General features: G+C 38.4%; 17 protein-coding genes and 1 pseudogene. 4 read left to right on the top strand and 14 right to left on the bottom strand.

Features of this window, described 5'->3' with window-relative positions:
* Position 1: 1 nt before the first annotated feature.
* Positions 2-1,345, top strand: coding sequence for an NCS2 family permease (locus tag ACWPW6_RS05055; RefSeq protein WP_154623103.1), 1,344 nt, complete (start codon positions 2-4; stop codon positions 1,343-1,345).
* A 34-nt stretch (positions 1,346-1,379) separates the two neighbouring features.
* Here ACWPW6_RS05055 and ACWPW6_RS05050 read toward each other — a convergent pair whose 3' ends face one another.
* From ACWPW6_RS05050 to ACWPW6_RS05035, 4 genes are all read right to left on the bottom strand, one after another.
* On the bottom strand, positions 1,380-1,583 hold the full coding sequence (locus tag ACWPW6_RS05050) for a hypothetical protein (RefSeq protein ID WP_163860799.1): 204 nt from the start codon (positions 1,581-1,583) through the stop codon (positions 1,380-1,382).
* Between the two features lie 65 nt (positions 1,584-1,648).
* Positions 1,649-2,800 carry a lactonase family protein gene (locus ACWPW6_RS05045; RefSeq protein WP_410241835.1) on the bottom strand — a complete coding sequence of 384 codons (1,152 nt, stop codon included), beginning with the start codon at positions 2,798-2,800 and terminating at the stop codon, positions 1,649-1,651.
* Positions 2,801-3,190: 390 nt separating this feature from the next.
* Positions 3,191-3,595 (bottom strand): RidA family protein, encoded by a 405-nt coding sequence (locus ACWPW6_RS05040; protein ID WP_154623109.1) that lies wholly within the window; start codon positions 3,593-3,595, stop codon positions 3,191-3,193.
* 85 nt (positions 3,596-3,680) lie between these two features.
* On the bottom strand, positions 3,681-4,613 hold the full coding sequence (locus ACWPW6_RS05035) for a helix-turn-helix domain-containing protein (protein WP_154623111.1): 933 nt from the start codon (positions 4,611-4,613) through the stop codon (positions 3,681-3,683).
* A gap of 43 nt (positions 4,614-4,656) precedes the next feature.
* On the opposite strand from ACWPW6_RS05035, the gene ACWPW6_RS05030 reads away from it, so the two are divergent.
* Positions 4,657-5,292: a TetR family transcriptional regulator gene (locus ACWPW6_RS05030; RefSeq protein WP_425328546.1), complete on the top strand. Its 636-nt coding sequence runs from the start codon at positions 4,657-4,659 to the stop codon at positions 5,290-5,292.
* A 135-nt stretch (positions 5,293-5,427) separates the two neighbouring features.
* Here ACWPW6_RS05030 and mdlC read toward each other — a convergent pair whose 3' ends face one another.
* Complete coding sequence (gene mdlC, locus ACWPW6_RS05025) at positions 5,428-7,059, bottom strand: benzoylformate decarboxylase (protein WP_163860795.1); 1,632 nt, start codon at positions 7,057-7,059, stop codon at positions 5,428-5,430.
* 581 nt (positions 7,060-7,640) lie between these two features.
* Positions 7,641-8,294, bottom strand: a complete 654-nt coding sequence (gene nfsB, locus ACWPW6_RS05020; protein WP_154623990.1) for an oxygen-insensitive NAD(P)H nitroreductase — start codon at positions 8,292-8,294, stop codon at positions 7,641-7,643.
* Positions 8,295-8,557: 263 nt separating this feature from the next.
* Between nfsB and ACWPW6_RS05015 the strand changes: the two genes are divergently transcribed.
* A complete protein-coding gene (locus tag ACWPW6_RS05015; protein ID WP_350588906.1) occupies positions 8,558-8,683 on the top strand; it encodes a winged helix-turn-helix transcriptional regulator in 126 nt (41 codons plus the stop codon).
* 140 nt (positions 8,684-8,823) lie between these two features.
* Here the strand turns inward: ACWPW6_RS05015 and tet are convergent, their stop codons facing one another.
* Complete coding sequence (gene tet / locus ACWPW6_RS05010; RefSeq protein ID WP_154623989.1) at positions 8,824-10,014, bottom strand: Tet(A)/Tet(B)/Tet(C) family tetracycline efflux MFS transporter; 1,191 nt, start codon at positions 10,012-10,014, stop codon at positions 8,824-8,826.
* Between the two features lie 82 nt (positions 10,015-10,096).
* On the opposite strand from tet, the gene tetR reads away from it, so the two are divergent.
* Positions 10,097-10,720 carry a tetracycline resistance transcriptional repressor TetR gene (tetR, locus tag ACWPW6_RS05005; protein WP_250000107.1) on the top strand — a complete coding sequence of 208 codons (624 nt, stop codon included), beginning with the start codon at positions 10,097-10,099 and terminating at the stop codon, positions 10,718-10,720.
* Here tetR and ACWPW6_RS05000 read toward each other — a convergent pair.
* The 7 genes and pseudogenes from ACWPW6_RS05000 to ACWPW6_RS04970 all read right to left on the bottom strand — a co-directional run.
* A pseudogene (locus ACWPW6_RS05000) lies at positions 10,698-10,889 on the bottom strand (transcriptional regulator); the annotation flags it as partial. The gene tetR and the pseudogene ACWPW6_RS05000 sit on opposite strands and share 23 nt — an antisense overlap.
* A gap of 432 nt (positions 10,890-11,321) precedes the next feature.
* Complete coding sequence (locus ACWPW6_RS04995) at positions 11,322-12,392, bottom strand: T6SS immunity protein Tli4 family protein (protein WP_369120860.1); 1,071 nt, start codon at positions 12,390-12,392, stop codon at positions 11,322-11,324.
* On the bottom strand, positions 12,386-13,144 hold the full coding sequence (locus ACWPW6_RS04990; RefSeq protein WP_250000103.1) for an acetyltransferase: 759 nt from the start codon (positions 13,142-13,144) through the stop codon (positions 12,386-12,388). The genes ACWPW6_RS04995 and ACWPW6_RS04990 overlap by 7 nt, the downstream gene beginning before the upstream one ends.
* Positions 13,145-13,408: 264 nt before the next feature.
* Positions 13,409-14,377 carry a T6SS immunity protein Tli4 family protein gene (locus tag ACWPW6_RS04985; protein WP_250000100.1) on the bottom strand — a complete coding sequence of 323 codons (969 nt, stop codon included), beginning with the start codon at positions 14,375-14,377 and terminating at the stop codon, positions 13,409-13,411.
* A 95-nt stretch (positions 14,378-14,472) separates the two neighbouring features.
* A complete protein-coding gene (locus tag ACWPW6_RS04980) occupies positions 14,473-15,231 on the bottom strand; it encodes an acetyltransferase (protein WP_250000097.1) in 759 nt (252 codons plus the stop codon).
* Positions 15,232-15,496: 265 nt separating this feature from the next.
* Entirely contained in the window at positions 15,497-16,567 is a 1,071-nt protein-coding gene (locus ACWPW6_RS04975; RefSeq protein ID WP_250000095.1) for a T6SS immunity protein Tli4 family protein, read from the bottom strand.
* Positions 16,561-18,285 carry a lipase family alpha/beta hydrolase gene (locus ACWPW6_RS04970; RefSeq protein ID WP_250000092.1) on the bottom strand — a complete coding sequence of 575 codons (1,725 nt, stop codon included), beginning with the start codon at positions 18,283-18,285 and terminating at the stop codon, positions 16,561-16,563. The genes ACWPW6_RS04975 and ACWPW6_RS04970 overlap by 7 nt, the downstream gene beginning before the upstream one ends.
* Positions 18,286-18,830: the final 545 nt, after the last annotated feature.

The following is an 18,830-nucleotide window of genomic DNA, read 5'->3' as shown; positions in this document are numbered from 1 at the left end:
AATGGCTGACAACATGCTTCAAAAGCCAACATCAGGGAGTTGGTTAGAAAAACGTTTTGCGTTGCACTCGCGTGGTAGCAGTATCAGAAGCGAATTTTTGGCAGGCATCACAGGCTTCCTCGCGGCAGCCTATTTGTTAGTTGTGATCCCAGGGCTACTTGCCGCAGGAGGAATGGATAAAGGAGCTGCCACAACAGGAACCATTATCGTATTTGTACTTGCCAGCTTACTCATGGCGTTTTATGCCAATCTGCCTTTTATTGTCGGTCCAGGGATCGGTGGCTCTGTACTGGTTGGCATTACTCTCGCAGGTAGCGAAGGGATCAATTGGCAAATTGGTTTAGGTATTGCTTGTTGGTCAGGAATTTTATTTTTCTTGCTCACAAAGTTCGGTTTACGTGAAGTCGTGACACGGTCGGTTCCTCAATCAATCAAACTGGGATTAACCGCCTCTATCGGCCTATTTGTTGCCGTTCTAGGATTTCGTAATGCAGGTTTAGTTCTGGCTAATCCCAAAACAAATGCGTTGATGTTGGGAGACTTTTTATCACCCGGTGCACTTGTAGCATTAGCAGGTTTCTTTTTAGCGATTGCATTACAAGCTAGACGTATACCGGGAGCTATCTTATGGGCAATACTTTTCGCTACCATTGTTGGCATTCCTTTTGGCGTGACAAAATTACCTGATAGCTTTTTTGGTATTCCTCATTCGGTTGCTCCAGTATTTGGTGAAGTTGATTTAATTGGTGCTTTGAATATCGCGTTTCTTCCTTTTTTATTTGTATTCTTTGCCGCCGAATTCTTTTCAACCATGGGAACCACTCTTGCCGTTGGCGGTGAAGCAGGCTTACTCGATAAAGAAGGCAATATGCCTAATATAAACCGTCCCTTTATTGTCGATTCTATTGCCGCAGCTTTAGGGCCTTGGGTTGGTATTCCCGCAGCAACGGCTTTGATCGAATCGTCAGCAGCCGCGGAAGCGGGAGGTAAAACAGGTTTAACAGCACTGGCAGCAGCCTTTATGTTCTTCTTAATGCTGTTATTTACACCCATTGCTCTAATGATCCCTGCTCAAGCCACTGCACCCGCACTGATTTTGATTGGTTTAAACATGTTCAGTGGGTTACGTAAAGTCGACCTTGCCAACTTTACTGACGGTTTACCGGTTTTGCTAATGGTAATGATCACGTTAATCGCGAATAGCTTTGGTACCGGTATTGCCGGTGGGTTACTCTTTTATATTCTGATTAAAGCGGTTGCTGGAAAATGGCGAGAAATCCCAATTAGCCTATGGGTTTTAGCTGTACCACTCGTGTATTACTTCTCCACATTAGTTAAACATTAATCACTTTCAGCACTCGGCAATAGCTGGGTGCTGTTCAATCAACTTTAACCACAAAACAGTTACAACCGCAGTGAAAACGCACCACTTGAGGTAATTTTGGTTTTTTACCTTTGCGTTTACTCTTTGAGTTTTCAATTTCAATAGCATGCTTAATTTCATTAATTTCAAATCTTGATAAGCGCTTATTATTTCCCGTAGCACTTCGAAAACGTTCATCACCAAATTTTACGCCAGACATTGCTATTCCTCAGAAAAAATAATATGGGTAACGTTCATAAGCATTACCCATTAATCTCACTCGTGCTATTTTGTCTCATTCATAACCATTTGTGAAGGCGCGCCAATAGGTAGGTAATCATCGACAAAAACAAGCTCCCCTGTATTAGGCATCACCTTAAATCGGGTGATATTATCGCTACGTTGGTTCATTACATATAAATATTTGCCATCAGGGGATAACGTTAAGGTTCTAGGATAATCACCTCGTGTCCACGTTTGTTTTGCTTGACTTAACGAACCATCTGCATTGACATTAAAATGCGCAATACTGTTATGTAAACGATTTCCAATATATAAATGTTCACCATCTCGGCTTTCAACTATCCCTGAAATAAAATTTGTTCCCTTATAATTTTCAGGTAATGTCGATACAGTTAAACCTTCTTTTAATGTCCCTTTTTGTTTATCAAATTGATATTGTGTTAATGTCGAGGCTTCTTCATTCACTAACCAAACTCGCTCGCCTATTTTTGAAAAAATAAAGTGGCGAGGACCTGCACCTTTAGATGACGCCATAATATACGGGGGGTCATTAGGGATTAATTTGCCATTTTTAGCATCAAACTGATATTGGTAAATACGGTCTAACCCTAAATCTGTCGTCAAGACATATTGTCCCGAGTGATCGGCTGATATCATATGTGCATGAGGGCCATTATGGTCACTCATTGCAAAACTGCCTTCAACCGCAGCTTCAGGATATGCGGCCCCCGCTGGCCCATGATGTTGAATAACATCACTTGCGGGTAATAAGCCACCATCTTCACGGATAGGAAGAACAGATATTACACCACTATGATAGTTAGCCACTAATAAATGACTGCCATCCGGTGTTATGGATAAATAAACGGGGCCATCTCCCCCCGATGAAACCTGATTTATTGCTTGCAGAGAACCATCCTGATGGATTTTCCATGCATGAATCGTACCTTTTTCAACTTCACTTCCGGCATAAAGCACTGTGCCATTATTTGATAATACCAACTGTGCTGCATTGGTAAGTGGAGCCGCTAATATTTTATGACTTAATTGACCTGTTTGATTATCCACATTAAAGCGGTATACCCCTTCCCCATTAGGGCTATATGTACCAACCCAAGCAAATTGAGGCGACGCTATCACAGCAGTACTAGCAAACATCAATGATGCCGCCCAAATAGATAACTTATTTGACATAATAAATTTCCAAGTTAATGACAATGCAAACCTCATATCTTGGTACAAAAAAATATGAGCATTAAATCTAACGACAGCATTTTCAGAATAGGAAAATCATTAGAAACTGTGCAGACACATTATTTCCATTTATGAGTGGAAATTATTAACTGAATAGTCTTATCCATTTCCATTTGTTTAATGCTCATTATTTAACACTATTTTTGAGGGTAATCTTAAACGTTAGATTCAGTTTTGGTGGGCAATTTTACTTTAGTGTGAAATTCCATTTTTGAGATACCGGTCGATATATTTATCATCACCCATCATTATTGGATGATCGGCGGAGATATCACTAGCTATGGCTTAGATTAGTAAAAACCGATAATCAAATATTACCGGTTATCCTTTTTAATTGAGCACCGCATGTGCTTCAATTTCAATCAACCACTCAGGTAGTGATAATCCTGTGACAATAATCCATGATGAAGCAGGAGGTGTCGACGTGAATTTCTCTTTTAGCGCCTGAGATATCGCTTGTTGTTCTTCTTCGCTATCAGCACCTTGCTTAATATAAATTCGTAACATAACAACATCATCTAACGTTCCGTTCGCCGCTTTTAAAACATGCTTAATATTTTCAATCGATTGGATGGTTTGCTCATACATCCCTCCTGCAACAGTACGCTGGTTTGCATCAACGCCAACTTGCCCTGAAAGAAAAATTTGACGTGAACCTTGAGTTTCAATCGCTTGGCTAAATCCATACTGTAATGAATTAAAAACAGCATCAGGGTTAATCAATTTTTTTGACATATAATCTCATTTTTAACAGTGATTGTTGATAACAGCTCAGATTACTCATGTGTATAAAAAACAAAGAATAAAATGATTTGGTGACTTAATAGATAGGAACAAAATATTCGATTTCAATGTCATTTAAGGGAAATTCAACATTTTCTTTTTGATTAATATACTTTTCAATATCCTCCCCCTCACGGCGAAATAACCCTAAAGAAGGAAGCGAGTAAAGATAAAGATTTAAGTTAAAATCACGATACTCAGCTAAAGAACCTTTAAATGAGAATTTAGCGTACTTACCACTTGGTAAATTAATTTCCCTAAATTCTTTCTTATCAACGATAGAATCTGTTGCCTTTAATCCTATTTGATAAAAAACCTGCACCATGTGTGACCTCTTTTCCGTTTTTTGGTAGTCGATCAGCACATAGCATTCTTTTATTTTTAAATTAGTGGATTTAAAGAAATCAGCCCAAAATGTTTCTCTGATACTTTCATGCAACAACCCAACTTCATCGAGTGAAGACAAATATTGATAGTCTTTAACATATAAAGTGTATGGTAGACAATCAACAATTTGCGGAATAGCTAAGTAGTTAATATCAAAGTTAATAGGAGGCTGCATAGCATCCAAATTCCACAATTTATTTCGTCGATAACAACTTGGAGTAACCTTAAAAATATATTTAAATCGGCGAGTAAAAGATTGCTGTGAATCAAATTGGTATTTTAGCGCTATTTCTAAAATCGTCTTTTTAGTTAACCTTAGCTCCACAGCCGCTTTAGTCAAACGACGAGCTCTAATATAAGCCGCTAAAGTGATTCCCGTCACTTTTTTGAATAAGCGCTGAAAATACCACTTAGTATAACCGGCTTTATTTGCAACATCATCAAGCAATAAAGATTGATCTAGATTATGCTCTATCCATAATAAAACATCTTTAATAACAGTTATATGAAACTGTTCATCGTCCCATCGTAATTGGATGCTATTGGCTTTATTTTGATAGCGAGAGTGCTGTTCAATATACATAAAATAACCTAAATGCTTTCAAGATTGTCACGGCTATACCATCGTGATATTATTAACATACTGTCGGTATGTTATTTTTATATCTATCATGGAAAATAGAAATCAGCAACAAAAAAATTTTAAAAGCACTCACCAATTACTGGTAGATTCAGCACGAATCTTATTTGTAGAAAAAGGCTATCAAACGGTTTCAATCGATGAGATTTCAGCAAAAGCCTTGGTAACCAAAGGTGCTTTTTATCACCACTTTAAAAATAAAAAGCAGCTGCTCTGTGCTTGCTATAAACAACAACTCACTATTATTGATAATTACATCACAACAAACGTAGATTTAATGGATAGTTGGTCAGCTTTAGAACGTGTTTTTGAGTGCTACCTTGATTATATTATTGCTAATAATCATACACTTATTCCTATTCAAGAAGTCATGCCCGTCATTGGTTGGAATGAGCTCGAAAAAATGAATCTGGAATATACTTCAGGTCGGGTCAATGCAATTATCGGTGAATTAATTCAACAACATCAGCTGAAAGATTACAGTGATGACGTGCTAAAAAACTTACTAAATGGCTGGTTCATGCATATTGCAATACATGCAAAAAATATTAAACAAATTGCAGAGCAAAAAAATCAGTTTATCGCTATTTATCGTGACTTTTTGTTAAGTTTAAAAAAATAACATAACGCCATTATACTTAAATTTAATTTATTTACTCAGTCATCCTTTTCAAAAATAAAGCTCCCTCTTAAAGTTAAACAACAACTTTAAGAGGGAGCTTAAGAGATTTAATGCATAAAAACACGCTGTTATTGGTTAAATCAATGGGGGAATTGAAGGCAAAATAGGAACTTCAATCACCGTAGGCCCCTGCCGCTTAAATGCGTCCTCACATGCGGCTTTAACCTGTTCTATTGTTTCAGCCCTAACGGCAGAACAGCCATAACCTTTCGCTAATGAAACAATATCCAGCCCTGGGATATCAAGACCCGGCACTCCCGGCGTTTGCTCTAATACCGAAAATGATTTCAAAATGGCGTATTCATCATTTTTAGGGATCACAAATATAATGGGTAATTGCTGTTGCGCTGCACTCCAAAGCCCTTGAATGGAATATTGCATTGAACCATCGCCAATAATTGCCATTACGGGCCTATTACGACCACTATCCTTCTCTCCAAGAGCAATACCGACACTCGCAGGTAAATTCCATCCCAAAGATCCACTCGCAAAAGTATAAAAAGAATCAGGAGTCTCTATCGGCCATTCACGATGTAATTCGCCTAAATTAGATGGCGATTCTTCCACCAAGATTGTTTCTTTTGGAGAAACAGCTCTCAAGGTTCGAAATAACGCTGCCGCGCTCAATACAGATTGCTGCGTTTCTGGCTCAACGGCTGCTGGATGTGGAGCCATATTATGGGTTTGTTTAATAATTGTTTGTGATGGGGCCGTTCTTGGGCTAACAAGCTCAGTTAAACCTTCAATCGCTAAGACTGCATCACTTAAAAGACTGTCTCCGACTGGCGCTCTGCCTATTTCAATAGGATCATCCGTTATATGCAATAAACGTAACCCTTCAGGAATATAATGACCTGATACATAAGGATAATAACGAAAAACAGGCGCACCAATGACCACCGCTAAGTCATGCCCTTGCAATTTTTCTGATAAAGGTTTAATTGCAAATGGTAACCCTCCCGCATAAAGAGGATGAGTCTCAGGAAAAGCAGGACGTTCTGAAGCTGGGGCGGCCCAAACAGGGATATTTAATTTTTCAGCAAGTTTGATACCTGCATCCCATCCCTGCCCACGAGCAATCGCTGAACCATAAATCAAAACCGGATTTTTGGCAGCCATGATAGCATCAGCAAACTCTTCCAAACGTACAGGATCATAACCAATACGCTGTGGTATAGAACGCACAACGGCGTGCTCTTCTAAAGCCGCTTTATCCCAATCATCCAGAGGAATCGATAAAAAAACAGGGCCTGCCGGTGGTTGAAGCGCCATTGCGTATGCACGCATAAATGCCGCGGGAACATCTTCCGCCCGTGCAGGTTGATAGCTCCATTTAACCCATGGTTTAGGTAAGGTTTCCGGTTCAATATTTGTCAGCCATGGTTCCATAAGTAACATTTCACGAGTTTGGTTACCCGCAGTGACAATGAGTGGCGTTCTATTCATATAAGCCGTTAAGATGTTACTCATTGCATTACTCAGTCCAGCGGAGGTATGCACGTTGACTAAAGCAACTTTACGTGTCGCTTGCGCATAACCATCAGCTGCCGCAACGGCTGAGGCTTCCTGTAAAGTTTGGATATAACGAAAATCGCTCGGAAAATCTTTAAGGAATGTTTCTTCTGTCGAGCCAGGATTTCCAAAAATAGTCGTGATATCCAATTCACGTAATAAATCGAATGTCACTTGGCGGATCGTTTTTTTCATCTTACAACTCCAATAATAACTATGGCTCTATGAGATAAATACATAAAAGACGTTGCTATTGTTGCTGACGATGAACGTAATTATCATAATAACATCATCAACAACGGTATCCTTCACTGCCAATGAACACAGGCATAATCTAATCACAGCTGAGAAGATATTTTTATTAGAATAAGTATTAAAATAATAACATTGCTGGTCATTTTTTGAATAAAACGCTTTTATCTAAAAGAGAACAGGTTTCGTTTTTTATCTTTAATACGTTTAAAATTTTAATCTATTTTTTAAAATTTAAAACTATTAAATTAAAATAATAAAATTTAGCCATCTTAAAATAACAGACTGTTAAAACATTTTATATTGATGAAAACAGAATAAATTAAACCTAAATCATCTTTAATAGATGATAACAGGAATATAAATAATAAAAACACATGATAAAAAAGAACAATAAATAATAATGCATCTAAAAACAGATAACTTTTACACGCTACATGACTTATCGCGTCATTCACTAAAAAAACAAAAAGGTAATTCATATTAATGACTTACCTTTTACATTAAAGAAGAGTTATGTTTATTTAAATAACGGTCATGATCTCTTTTTCAGGTAAACGCGACTTGGTTAACTCAGCATTAAAATCATCGACAGCACGGTATCCTAAAGCAACCATCGCAATAGGCTCTAACCCTTGTTCAGTCAGCGTAAATTCGCGATCAAGAATAGCAAAATCCATACCTTCCATTGGTACTGCATCCACACCTAACGCAGCAGCCCCCATTAAAAAGCTTCCTAAGTTAATAAAAGTTTGATTTTTCAGCCATTGAGACAAGTCTTTTTGCGTATTTCGATGATAATTCACAAAGAAATCCCTTGCTCCTGCCATCATCGTTTTATGTTCATCTAATGCATAACGGCCATCGAATGCTTCTTGTTCAAGTATCTTATTCATATAAGCTGTATCAACGTTAGTTTTGCTACAGAATAAGATGACATGAGACGCATCAAGTATTTTTGGAGTATTAAACGCATAATTAGCTGCTGTTGATTTTGCCATGCGTTGTTTAGCGTCACTGCTTTGCGCAATAATAAAATACCAAGGTTGGATATTAACACTAGAAGGGCTGTATCTTAACAACTGTTTAAGTTTTTCAACCACATCATCAGAAATGGTTTTAGTTGGATCAAATGATTTTGTTGAATAACGTTTCATAGCGACATCAATGATTGACATAACTTTTATCCTATCAATAACAGCAATAACAATGGGAAAGTTGATATCATAACCAATACTACCTCTTTAACAAGTACGTACATTTTTGATATATAGGCACATAATGGATACTGTAAAAAACCTCGCTATGATACTTATGAATATGATGGCTGCCCGTCGAAGCTTCATTAAAGCTGATTGATGGTAAAGGGAAAGGCATGATCCTTTACTAGCTTACTGACCAAACGTTGAGGTTTAAGGAATAACAACGTCGCCTCAAATTTATGACTCATCGTATACTCACCAAACAATTACACGAGTTGGAATCAGCGGGATTAATTCACCGAGAAGTCTTTCCTGTCGTCCCCCCAAAAGTTGAGTATAGCCTGACAGAAAAGGTCAATCTCTAAATCCTATTCTGTTGTTACTCAAAAGCTGGGGAGAAGAACATGCATTGCCCTTACTGATTTCACAAAAAAACACACCATAATAAATCTCAAATCGTGCCATTCTTTGAATGATTAGGCGCAGATTTTCTGCATATTAATGCTTAAAGTGCATTTGCACGCTTTGGCATATAGCTTATCGACAATAAAATGATAATCAAATAGAGCATCAATCCTATTAGCCAAACCCAACCATCCCAAATAGCGAGAGTTTGATTATAAATAAGCGCAAACATTAAAGGACCGATAACACCACTTGCATTCGTCAAACTGACTAATAACCCTTGTAATGCACCTTGCTGGTGATGATTTGCTTGAACCGACATCGCCCCCTGTAATGCTGGTAATGCAATCCCTCCGCCAGCAAGCAGAATTAAAACAGGAAAAATTAGCCATCCTTCTGAAATAAATGCTAAAAAAATAAAAGCGCTACTATCTGCAATAAATCCTACAAGTACCGTTGTTTTCTCCCCCCACTTTTTGGCAATTTTTCCAGTTATAAACGCTTGAAATAGAGCATGTAAACAACCAAGTCCAGCCAATGAAAAACCAACCATCATACTGTTCCAACCAAAGCGATTCTCAGTAAACAGCACCCATACTGTTGCTGGAATTTGTCCAATCAATTGGGCTGAAAAATAGATGACCAGTAAAATTGGCATCGTTTTAAAGAGCGTCATAGACACGGAACCGGATTTAATCACGGCCTCTTTATCTTTATTAAGATTGGCATCTTCCGCAGTTTTTCCAGTTTCATTGAAGTGAATCATGACAAAGAAGAAAGTCGTTATATTTAAAAATGCGGCAATAAAAAATGGGCTATGGGGTGAAATATCTCCCGCTAATCCACCAATAATGGGGCCAGCTATGAGTCCAATACCAAAACTTGCCCCTAACCTACCAAACCATTTCACTCGTTCAGAAGATGACGTGGTATCTGCTATTACTGATGCGGCGACGGCTCCAGTCGCTCCCGTAATTCCTGATAATAGACGCCCTAAATACAACATCCAAAGCGCGCTTGAAAAAGCCAATAATAAATAATCCAAAGACGCACCAAGGAGTGATAATAATAAAATGGGACGACGACCAAATCGGTCAGACATCTTTCCAAGCCAAGGTGCAAAAATAACTTGCATTAATGCATATAAAGCCAACAACACACCAAAATGATTGGCAATATTTTCTGGCGCAATAAATTCACGTAATAAGGTGGGTAAGACTGGCATAATAAGGCCAATCCCCATGGCATCGAGTAACGTAATTACCAATGCAATCTTTGCTGATTTGTTCATTTCACTCAACTCTATCACTGATAGGGATTGGTAAAATAACCCTATCAGTGATAGAGTGTCAATCATAAATTAGGAGTTAATAATGGCAAGATTAGATAAAAGCAAAGTCATTGATAGTGCACTAGAGCTACTTAATGAGGTTGGAATAGAGGGGCTAACAACGCGTAAACTGGCTCAAAAATTGGGTGTAGAACAGCCTACATTATATTGGCACGTAAAAAATAAACGGACTTTACTCGATGCATTAGCCATTGAAATGTTAGATAGGCACCATACGCATTTTTGTCCTTTAGAAGGAGAAAGCTGGCAAGAATTCCTACGTAATAATGCTAAAAGTTTTCGATGTGCTTTATTAAGCCATCGTGATGGGGCAAAAGTACATTTAGGGACAAGACCAACAACAAAACAGTATGACACTATCGAAAAACAACTCGCATTTTTATGTCAGCAAGGTTTTTCTTTAGAGGACGCATTGTACGCACTTAGTGCCGTTGGCCATTTTACTTTAGGCTGTGTATTAGAAGATCAAGAGCATCAAGCTGCTAAAGAAGAACGAGAACACCCTACCACAGATACTATGCCCCCATTACTACGACAAGCTATCGAGTTATTAGATAATCAAGGAGCAGAACCCGCCTTTTTATTTGGCCTTGAACTTATTATTAATGGATTAGAGAAACAACTTAAATGCCAAAATGGGTCTTAAAAGCAGCATAGCCTTTTTCGTTAATCGTCACTTCACGATAACCTATATGCCGAGTTAACCAACCTTTAGATTGGTAAAGTGTAAATAACGCAGCGCCGATATAGCCACCTAAATGGAAACGGCGTTCGCTCCAATCTAAACAGGCACAACAGACTTTACGGGAATATTTGCCACTTAAGCGAGCGCATAGCTTAAAGTCAAGAAGGTTTTTGGTTACTTTCTATCTATAACCCACTTTTATCTAAAAAAACTAAATTTCCCCTTTTCATTCCATTTAGAGGGTAATAGGAAACGTGCAGGCATTCGCTCATATCTGGGGTATCTTTCTCTGACATGACGCTAATCCTTTTGACAAATCATTAAGAAAAATAGAATAGCGTAATTTAGCTTAAGGCTCCACCTGAGATGTCCAATTTTTCGGCACCGATAAGATCTATTATGTCAAACAGGTGATTTTGAATGTCCTTATCGCGGCAAAAGGTTTACTCCTTTATGCCGCAAAAAGTGACATTACTCAATTGGAGCTACAGTAGTAGGGCATGCAAGCATATTTATGTTAAATATGAGCGATAACAAGACAATCATTGCGCACAGAAAAACATTAAAACGAGTTCGGTTTATAACGTAGAGAACCTATAATCCGATCCCAGATTTCGACCATTTGAGCTTCGCTATAGCGCGTCTGTAAATATTGACTATCAATTTCAAGCTTCACTATAGGTTTGATTTTACTTGCAATCATTTCATTTCCAATGAGAAAAAAATCATAAACTTGTAAGTTATTTTTTTCATACGGCTGAACACCTTTAAAAAATAAAGCTTCCGTTTGAATACCATTAATATTTAAAGCTTCTTTTTTTAATATTTTCATATGAAAATTTTTTACTTCATCATTAATAGCAGCACTACGCTTAAATAATGAGTCACCATTAGCCATAAAAGTATTATATGTATTTATATCGAATTGAAAATCATCGTTTTTATAACTGAATCCGACAACAATATCATGCTCTCTACCATCATCCGCAATAAATCCATTAGGAATACACCACCCTTTATCGGTTGGAATATCATGATCTAATCGCCCGCTTAATCGCGAAATCAACGAACGCATTGCCGCTAATTTAGAGGGTTTGTCATTCATTTCAGCTTCTGTAAACCCTGCATTAATATATATTTTCTTCCTTTCTGTATATTTATCCGATGAAAGGTCAAGTATTTCAGTTGTAATAATAAAAGCGATATGATTGAGGTACATATGAGCTTCTAATACCCGACCTAAATCATCTTGCCCCGAAATATTTCTATCAAAGATGACCCCTTGATTATCGGGGAGCTGAATAACTTCTTTCAACGCAGGGGCATTTTTCTGACTGGTTTTTTGATTCCTAAGCGCTTCTTCACGTAATGCAATACGTTGCTTGAATGCCGGCGGGTAAATAAATTGGCTTTCGATATCAAAATCATCGTACTTAGCTTTATGTGTCCCGTTATTAAACGATTCGGGGACATCCACCACATAAATTCCCGCACATTGCGGTTTTGTTTCCGAAAATAACGGTTCAACCATAACAGCGTCCTTTTTAACAATGGGATTTGCATACAACGTTGGAATAAAAAACATCACGCCTAAAGAAAAGCTGATTGCGCGCAACGCGGTCTTCATCAACATGCAGGCACCTCTTGAACCATTTTAGCGATAGCACGCAGGGTAAATTTTAACGCAGGGCGTTGATGAATATCGTCAAGGTTTTTGACTTCATAAGCCCCTTGATGGTCAACATTCGTGGCTAACAAACTTTTAATGGACTGCCCGTTTTGTCGCTGGATTGTTTTCAAGGATTCCACAGGAACCGTACCATCCCCCGCAGAATTTGAGGCTTTTAATTCATAAAGACGGGAGCGGTTAAACGGCAAAGGCACTTCACGGTAGTTATTGGGAATTTTTTTATCGCTGTCATGCATATCTTTCGGGTACGTGATTGACGTGATATGCCACTTGACGGAGCCATCGGAAGGCTTTGTATACCCATAAAATGCATAGGTATTAGGATGATAACCAGCAACATTTAATGATGAAATAAAACTTCGGACTTTTTTCCTCATTAAAATAACATACTCTTCCCAATTATTTTGGCTAACCGCTTCCTCTTTATCAAGGATATCGGACTCATACAACCGCCACCATAAGGTTTTATTCAGATAAATCTCCCCAAACGGGTCGCCTTTTTGGGGCAAGGCTAAATCACTCCCATCAGCATTCCCTTTTTCAACACTGAACCACCCCATTCCATGGGCATTACTGGTATAGTTTGGCGCAGGTAATAACTGTAAAGGCGCAGGTTTTTCCCTTTTCATTCCATTTAGAGGGTAATAGGAAACGTGTTGGTATTCGTCGGCTTCTGGGGTATCTTTCTCTGACATGACGCTAATCCTCTCGAATTTTCCTTAATAAAAAAGATAGAGAAATCTAGCTTAAGGTTCCACCTGAGATGTCCAATTTTTCGGCACCGATAAGATCTATTATGTCAAACAGGTGATTTTGAATGTCCTTATCGCGGCAAAAGGTTTACTCCTTTATGCCGCAAAAAGTGACATTACTCAATTGGAGCTACAGTAGTAGGGCATGCAAGCATATTTATGTTAAATATGAGCGATAACAAGACAATCATTGCGCACAGAAAAACATTAAAACGCGTTCGGTTTATAACGTAGAGAACCTATAATTCGATCCCAAATTTCGACCATTTGAGTTTCGCTATAGCGCGTCTGTAAATATTGACTATCAATTTCAAGCTTCACTATAGGTTTGATTTTACTTGCAATCATTTCATTTCCAATGAGAAAAAAATCATAAACTTGTAAGTTATTTTTTTCATACGGCTGAACACCTTTAAAAAATAAAGCTTCCGTTTGAATACCATTAATATTTAAAGCTTCTTTTTTTAATATTTTCATATGAAAATTTTTTACTTCATCATTAATAGCAGCACTACGCTTAAATAATGAGTCACCATTAGCCATAAAAGTATTATATGTATTTATATCGAATTGAAAATCATCGTTTTTATAACTGAATCCGACAACAATATCATGCTCTCTACCATCATCCGCAATAAAGCCATTAGGAATACACCACCCTTTATCGGTTGGAATATCATGATCTAACCGCCCGCTTAATCGCGAAATCAACGAACGCATTGCCGCTAATTTAGAGGGTTTCTGATTTGATTCCGCCTCAGTAAAACCTCTAGCTAAATATTGTTTTTTTCGCTCTTCATGCTTTTTATCCGAAAAATCTCTAAAGTCTGAAGTAATAATAAAAGCGATATGATTAAGATATACATGAGCCTCTAATTGACGATATATATCATCTGAACCACTTTGGTTTTTATCAAAAATTACTCCTTGATTGTCGGGAAGCTGAATAACTTCTTTCAACGCAGGGGCATTTTTCTGACTGGTTTTTTGATTCCTAAGCGCTTCTTCACGCAATGCAATACGCTGTTTAAATGCAGGCGGGTAAATAAATTGGCTTTCAATATCAAAATCATCATACGTGGCTTTATGCGTGCCATTATTAAAAGACTCAGGAACATCCACCACATAAATTCCCGCACATTGCGGTTTTGTTTTCGAAAATAACGGTTCAACCATAACGGCGTCCTTTTTAACAATGGGATTTGCATACAACGTTGGAATAAAAAACACCACGCCTAAAGAAAAGCTGATTGCGCGTAACGCGGTCTTCATCAACATGCAGGCACCTCTTGAACCATTTTAGCGATAGCACGCAGGGTAAATTGCAATGCAGGACGTTGATGAATATCGTCAAGGTTTTTGACTTCATAAGCCCCTTGATGGTCGACATCCGTTGCCAACACGCTTTTAATCAACTGCCCATTTTGACGCTGGATTGTTTTAAAGGATTCCACAGGAACCGTACCATCCCCCGCAGAATTTGAGGCTTTTAACTCATAAAGACGAGAGCGGTTAAACGGTAAAGGCACTTCACGGTAGTTATTGGGAATTGTTTTATCGCTATCATGCATATCTTTCGGGTACGTGATTGACGTGATATGCCATTTCACGGAGCCATCAGACGGTTTTGTGTGCCCATAAAAGACATAGGTATTGGGGTGATAACCTACTTCATGCAATGAAAAAATGAATTTTCTTACTTTGTTGTCCATAAGGTCGCTATATTCAGACCAGTTTTCCCGACTCACCAATTCATCTTTATCAATGATGTCAGACTCATACAACCGCCACCATAAGGTTTTATTCAGATAAATCTCCCCAAACGGGTCGCCTTTTTGGGGCAAGGCTAAATCACTCCCATCAGCATTCCCTTTTTCAACACTGAACCACGCCATTCCATGGGCATTACTGGTATAGTTTGGCGCAGGTAATAACTGTAAAGGCGCAGGTTTTTCCCTTTTCATTCCATTTAGAGGGTAATAGGAAACGTGTTGGTATTCGTCGGCTTCTGGGGTATCTTTCTCTGACATGACGCTAATCCTCTCGAATTTTCCTTAATAAAAAAGATAGCGAAATCTAGCTTAAGGTTCCACCTGAGATGTCCAATTTTTCGGCACCGATAAGATCTATTATGTCAAACAGGTGATTTTGAATGTCCTTATCGCGGCAAAAGGTTTACTCCTTTATGCCGCAAAAAGTGACATTACTCAATTGGAGCTACAGTAGTAGGGCATGCAAGCATATTTATGTTAAATATGAGCGATAACGAGACAATCATTGCCGCACAGAAAAACATTAAAACGCGTTCGGTTTATAACGTAGAGAACCTATAATCCGATCCCAAATTTCGACCATTTGAGCTTCGCTATAGCGCGTCTGTAAATATTGACTATCAATTTCAAGCTTCACTATAGGTTTGATTTTACTTGCAATCATTTCATTTCCAATGAGAAAAAAATCATAAACTTGTAAGTTATTTTTTTCATACGGCTGAACACCTTTAAAAAATAAAGCTTCCGTTTGAATACCATTAATATTTAAAGCTTCTTTTTTTAATATTTTCATATGAAAATTTTTTACTTCATCATTAATAGCAGCACTACGCTTAAATAATGAGTCACCATTAGCCATAAAAGTATTATATGTATTTATATCGAATTGAAAATCATCGTTTTTATAACTGAATCCGACAACAATATCATGCTCTCTACCATCATCCGCAATAAATCCATTAGGAATACACCACCCTTTATCGGTTGGAATATCATGATCTAACCGCCCGCTTAATCGCGAAATCAACGAACGCATTGCCGCTAATTTAGAGGGTTTGTCATTCAATTTAAACTCAGCAAATCCATAACTTAAATAATCATCTCTATCTTTAGCATATTTAGGGGCGGACAAATCAAGAATATCGATAGTTATAATAAAGGCTATATGGTTGATATACACATGAGCCTCTAATGTTCGGTAAGAATCATCTGTTCCACTTTGATTTTTATCAAAGATCACCCCTTGATTGTCGGGAAGCTGAATAACTTCTTTCAACGCAGGGGCATTTTTCTGACTGGTTTTTTGATTCCTAAGCGCTTCTTCACGCAATGCAATACGCTGTTTAAATGCAGGCGGGTAAATAAATTGGCTTTCAATATCAAAATCATCATACGTGGCTTTATGCGTGCCATTATTAAAAGACTCAGGAACATCCACCACATAAATTCCCGCACATTGCGGTTTTGTTTTCGAAAATAATGGTTCAACCATAACAGCGTCCTTTTTAACAATGGGATTTGCATACAACGTTGGAATAAAAAAAACCACGCCTAAAGAAAAGCTGATTGCGCGTAACGCGGTCTTCATCAACATGCAGGCACCTCTTGAACCATTTTAGCGATAGCACGCAGGGTAAATTGCAATGCAGGGCGTTGATGAATATCGTCAAGGTTTTTGACTTCATAAGCCCCTTGATGGTCAACATTCGTGGCTAACACACTTTTAATCAACTGCCCGTTTTGTCGCTGGATTGTTTTCAAGGATTCCACAGGAACCGTACCATCCCCCGCAGAATTTGAGGCTTTTAATTCATAAAGACGGGAGCGGTTAAACGGCAAAGGCACTTCACGGTAGTTATTGGGGATTGTTTTATCGCTGTCATGCATATCTTTCGGGTACGTGATTGACGTGATATGCCACTTGACGGAGCCATCGGAAGGCTTTGTATACCCATAAAATGCATAGGTATTAGGATGATAACCAGCAACATTTAATGATGAAATAAAACTTCGGACTTTTTTCCTCATTAAAATAACATACTCTTCCCAATTATTTTGGCTAACCTCTTCCTCTTTATCAAGGATATCGGACTCATACAACCGCCACCATAAGGTTTTATTCAGATAAATCTCCCCAAACGGGTCGCCTTTTTGGGGCAAGGCTAAATCACTCCCATCAGCATTCCCTTTTTCAACACTGAACCACCCCATTCCATGGGCATTACTGGTATAGTTTGGCGCAGGTAATAACTGTAAAGGCGCAGGGGCGCGGGCTAATACCGGCATCAATTCTTCGGCAGACTTGCCCATGACAATGCCCGCCAATCCTTCTTGTTTTCCACCCACTTTCATCCGGCGATAGGCGGCAGGTGACCCCAAATCCGGAATGACGCCATGAACAACGCCTAACACCTTATCCTGACACCCTTTAAATTCGGCATCGTCTGGCGGATTCATGGCATAACGAGCCACTAATCCTCCCATGGAATGAGTGACTAAAATCACTTTTTCAATCGCAAGACCATGTCCGTGTCCATCTTGGCTTTGGTAATATCGGAGGGTTTTATCTATATACTCCACCAACTTGGCAGCAGAGACGGCATTATCTTCCAACCAGTTATACCCAAACACATGCAAAGGATAGAGAAAATTCAAAAAATGACTAGCTTCTTCTTCAGTCAGACAATCTTCGTTTTCATCTTCGGTGCCTAACACAGTATTGCATAACTGACGCACAATGCCATTCTCTTTCGGATTGTCGCTGAACTCCGTTTTTCCATCAGCACGCCGTCTGGCGGCTTTTTGCCAATCATCTAACAACGCGCCTTGAAGCACACTCAATGTATTCCCATAACTAAAATTAAGAATTTCGCCCCAACCCCGCTCTTTTCGTGGTTGAAGTAAGGTTCCATAATCTCCTTGACCATCATCCGTAATTAACGAATATACTTTTGAATTAATAACCCCACCGTTATCGACCGTTGTGGTTTTAGGGTTCAATAACTCTCGCCTCTTCACTCCTTTCAAGTTAGCCCAGTCTAAATAGACTTCAATATCGTTATCCCCTCGCCAAATCTGTTCTCCCGCTTTAATTTCACCACCGGATGACTTCAAATTACTGCCCATCACCCCAGGCAAAAAAATGACTGGGATAATTTTAGTTGGAGGCACAATGCATTTGGCTTCTGGATTAAGGGATTGGTGTTGAAGCCCAACCCCTTTCCAATGGCATTTTCCTTTTTCATCCCATTGAGGGTGGTAATAGGAAACGTGCAGGCATTCGCTCATATCTGGGGTATCTTTCTCTGACATGACGCTAATCCTTTTGACAAATCATTAAGAAAAATAGAATAGCGTAATTTAGCTTAAGGCTCCACCTGAAATGTCCAATTTTTCGGCACCGATAAGATCCATTATGTCAAACAGGTGAGTTAGCGACTAAAAACAACCCGCCCACTCTCATAAATGCCTATCAAAAAACAATCATATTTTTAATGATAAGTTCTATCCATTTAGCGTTAGGTAGTGGCAATATCATTTTAAAAACGGATAGAAGGTCATAATTGGTGAAAATATATAACCCACCACATGCAGGTAAATTAATCATAGAAATATTGAATAAACTGAACCTAAGTACTACAGCTTTAGCTGAAAAACCGGGAATGACTTCATCTAAGAATCAAAAAAAATACTTATATTAATCATGATATTATACCATTAGCCACCGAAGATTCATCAATAACTCTCGGAGATATTTCAACATTTTGGTTAAATACTCAAAAATATTATTCTGAATAAAAATCGGTGCATTGATGCGCCATTGGCGCATCATTCTGAATCGTCAATATTGCAGCAAT

It is taken from the genome of Providencia sp. Marseille-Q8014, assembly GCF_965112055.1.
The sequence above is the reverse complement of the archived record's forward strand: the minus strand, read 5'-3'. Positions and strand labels throughout refer to the sequence as shown.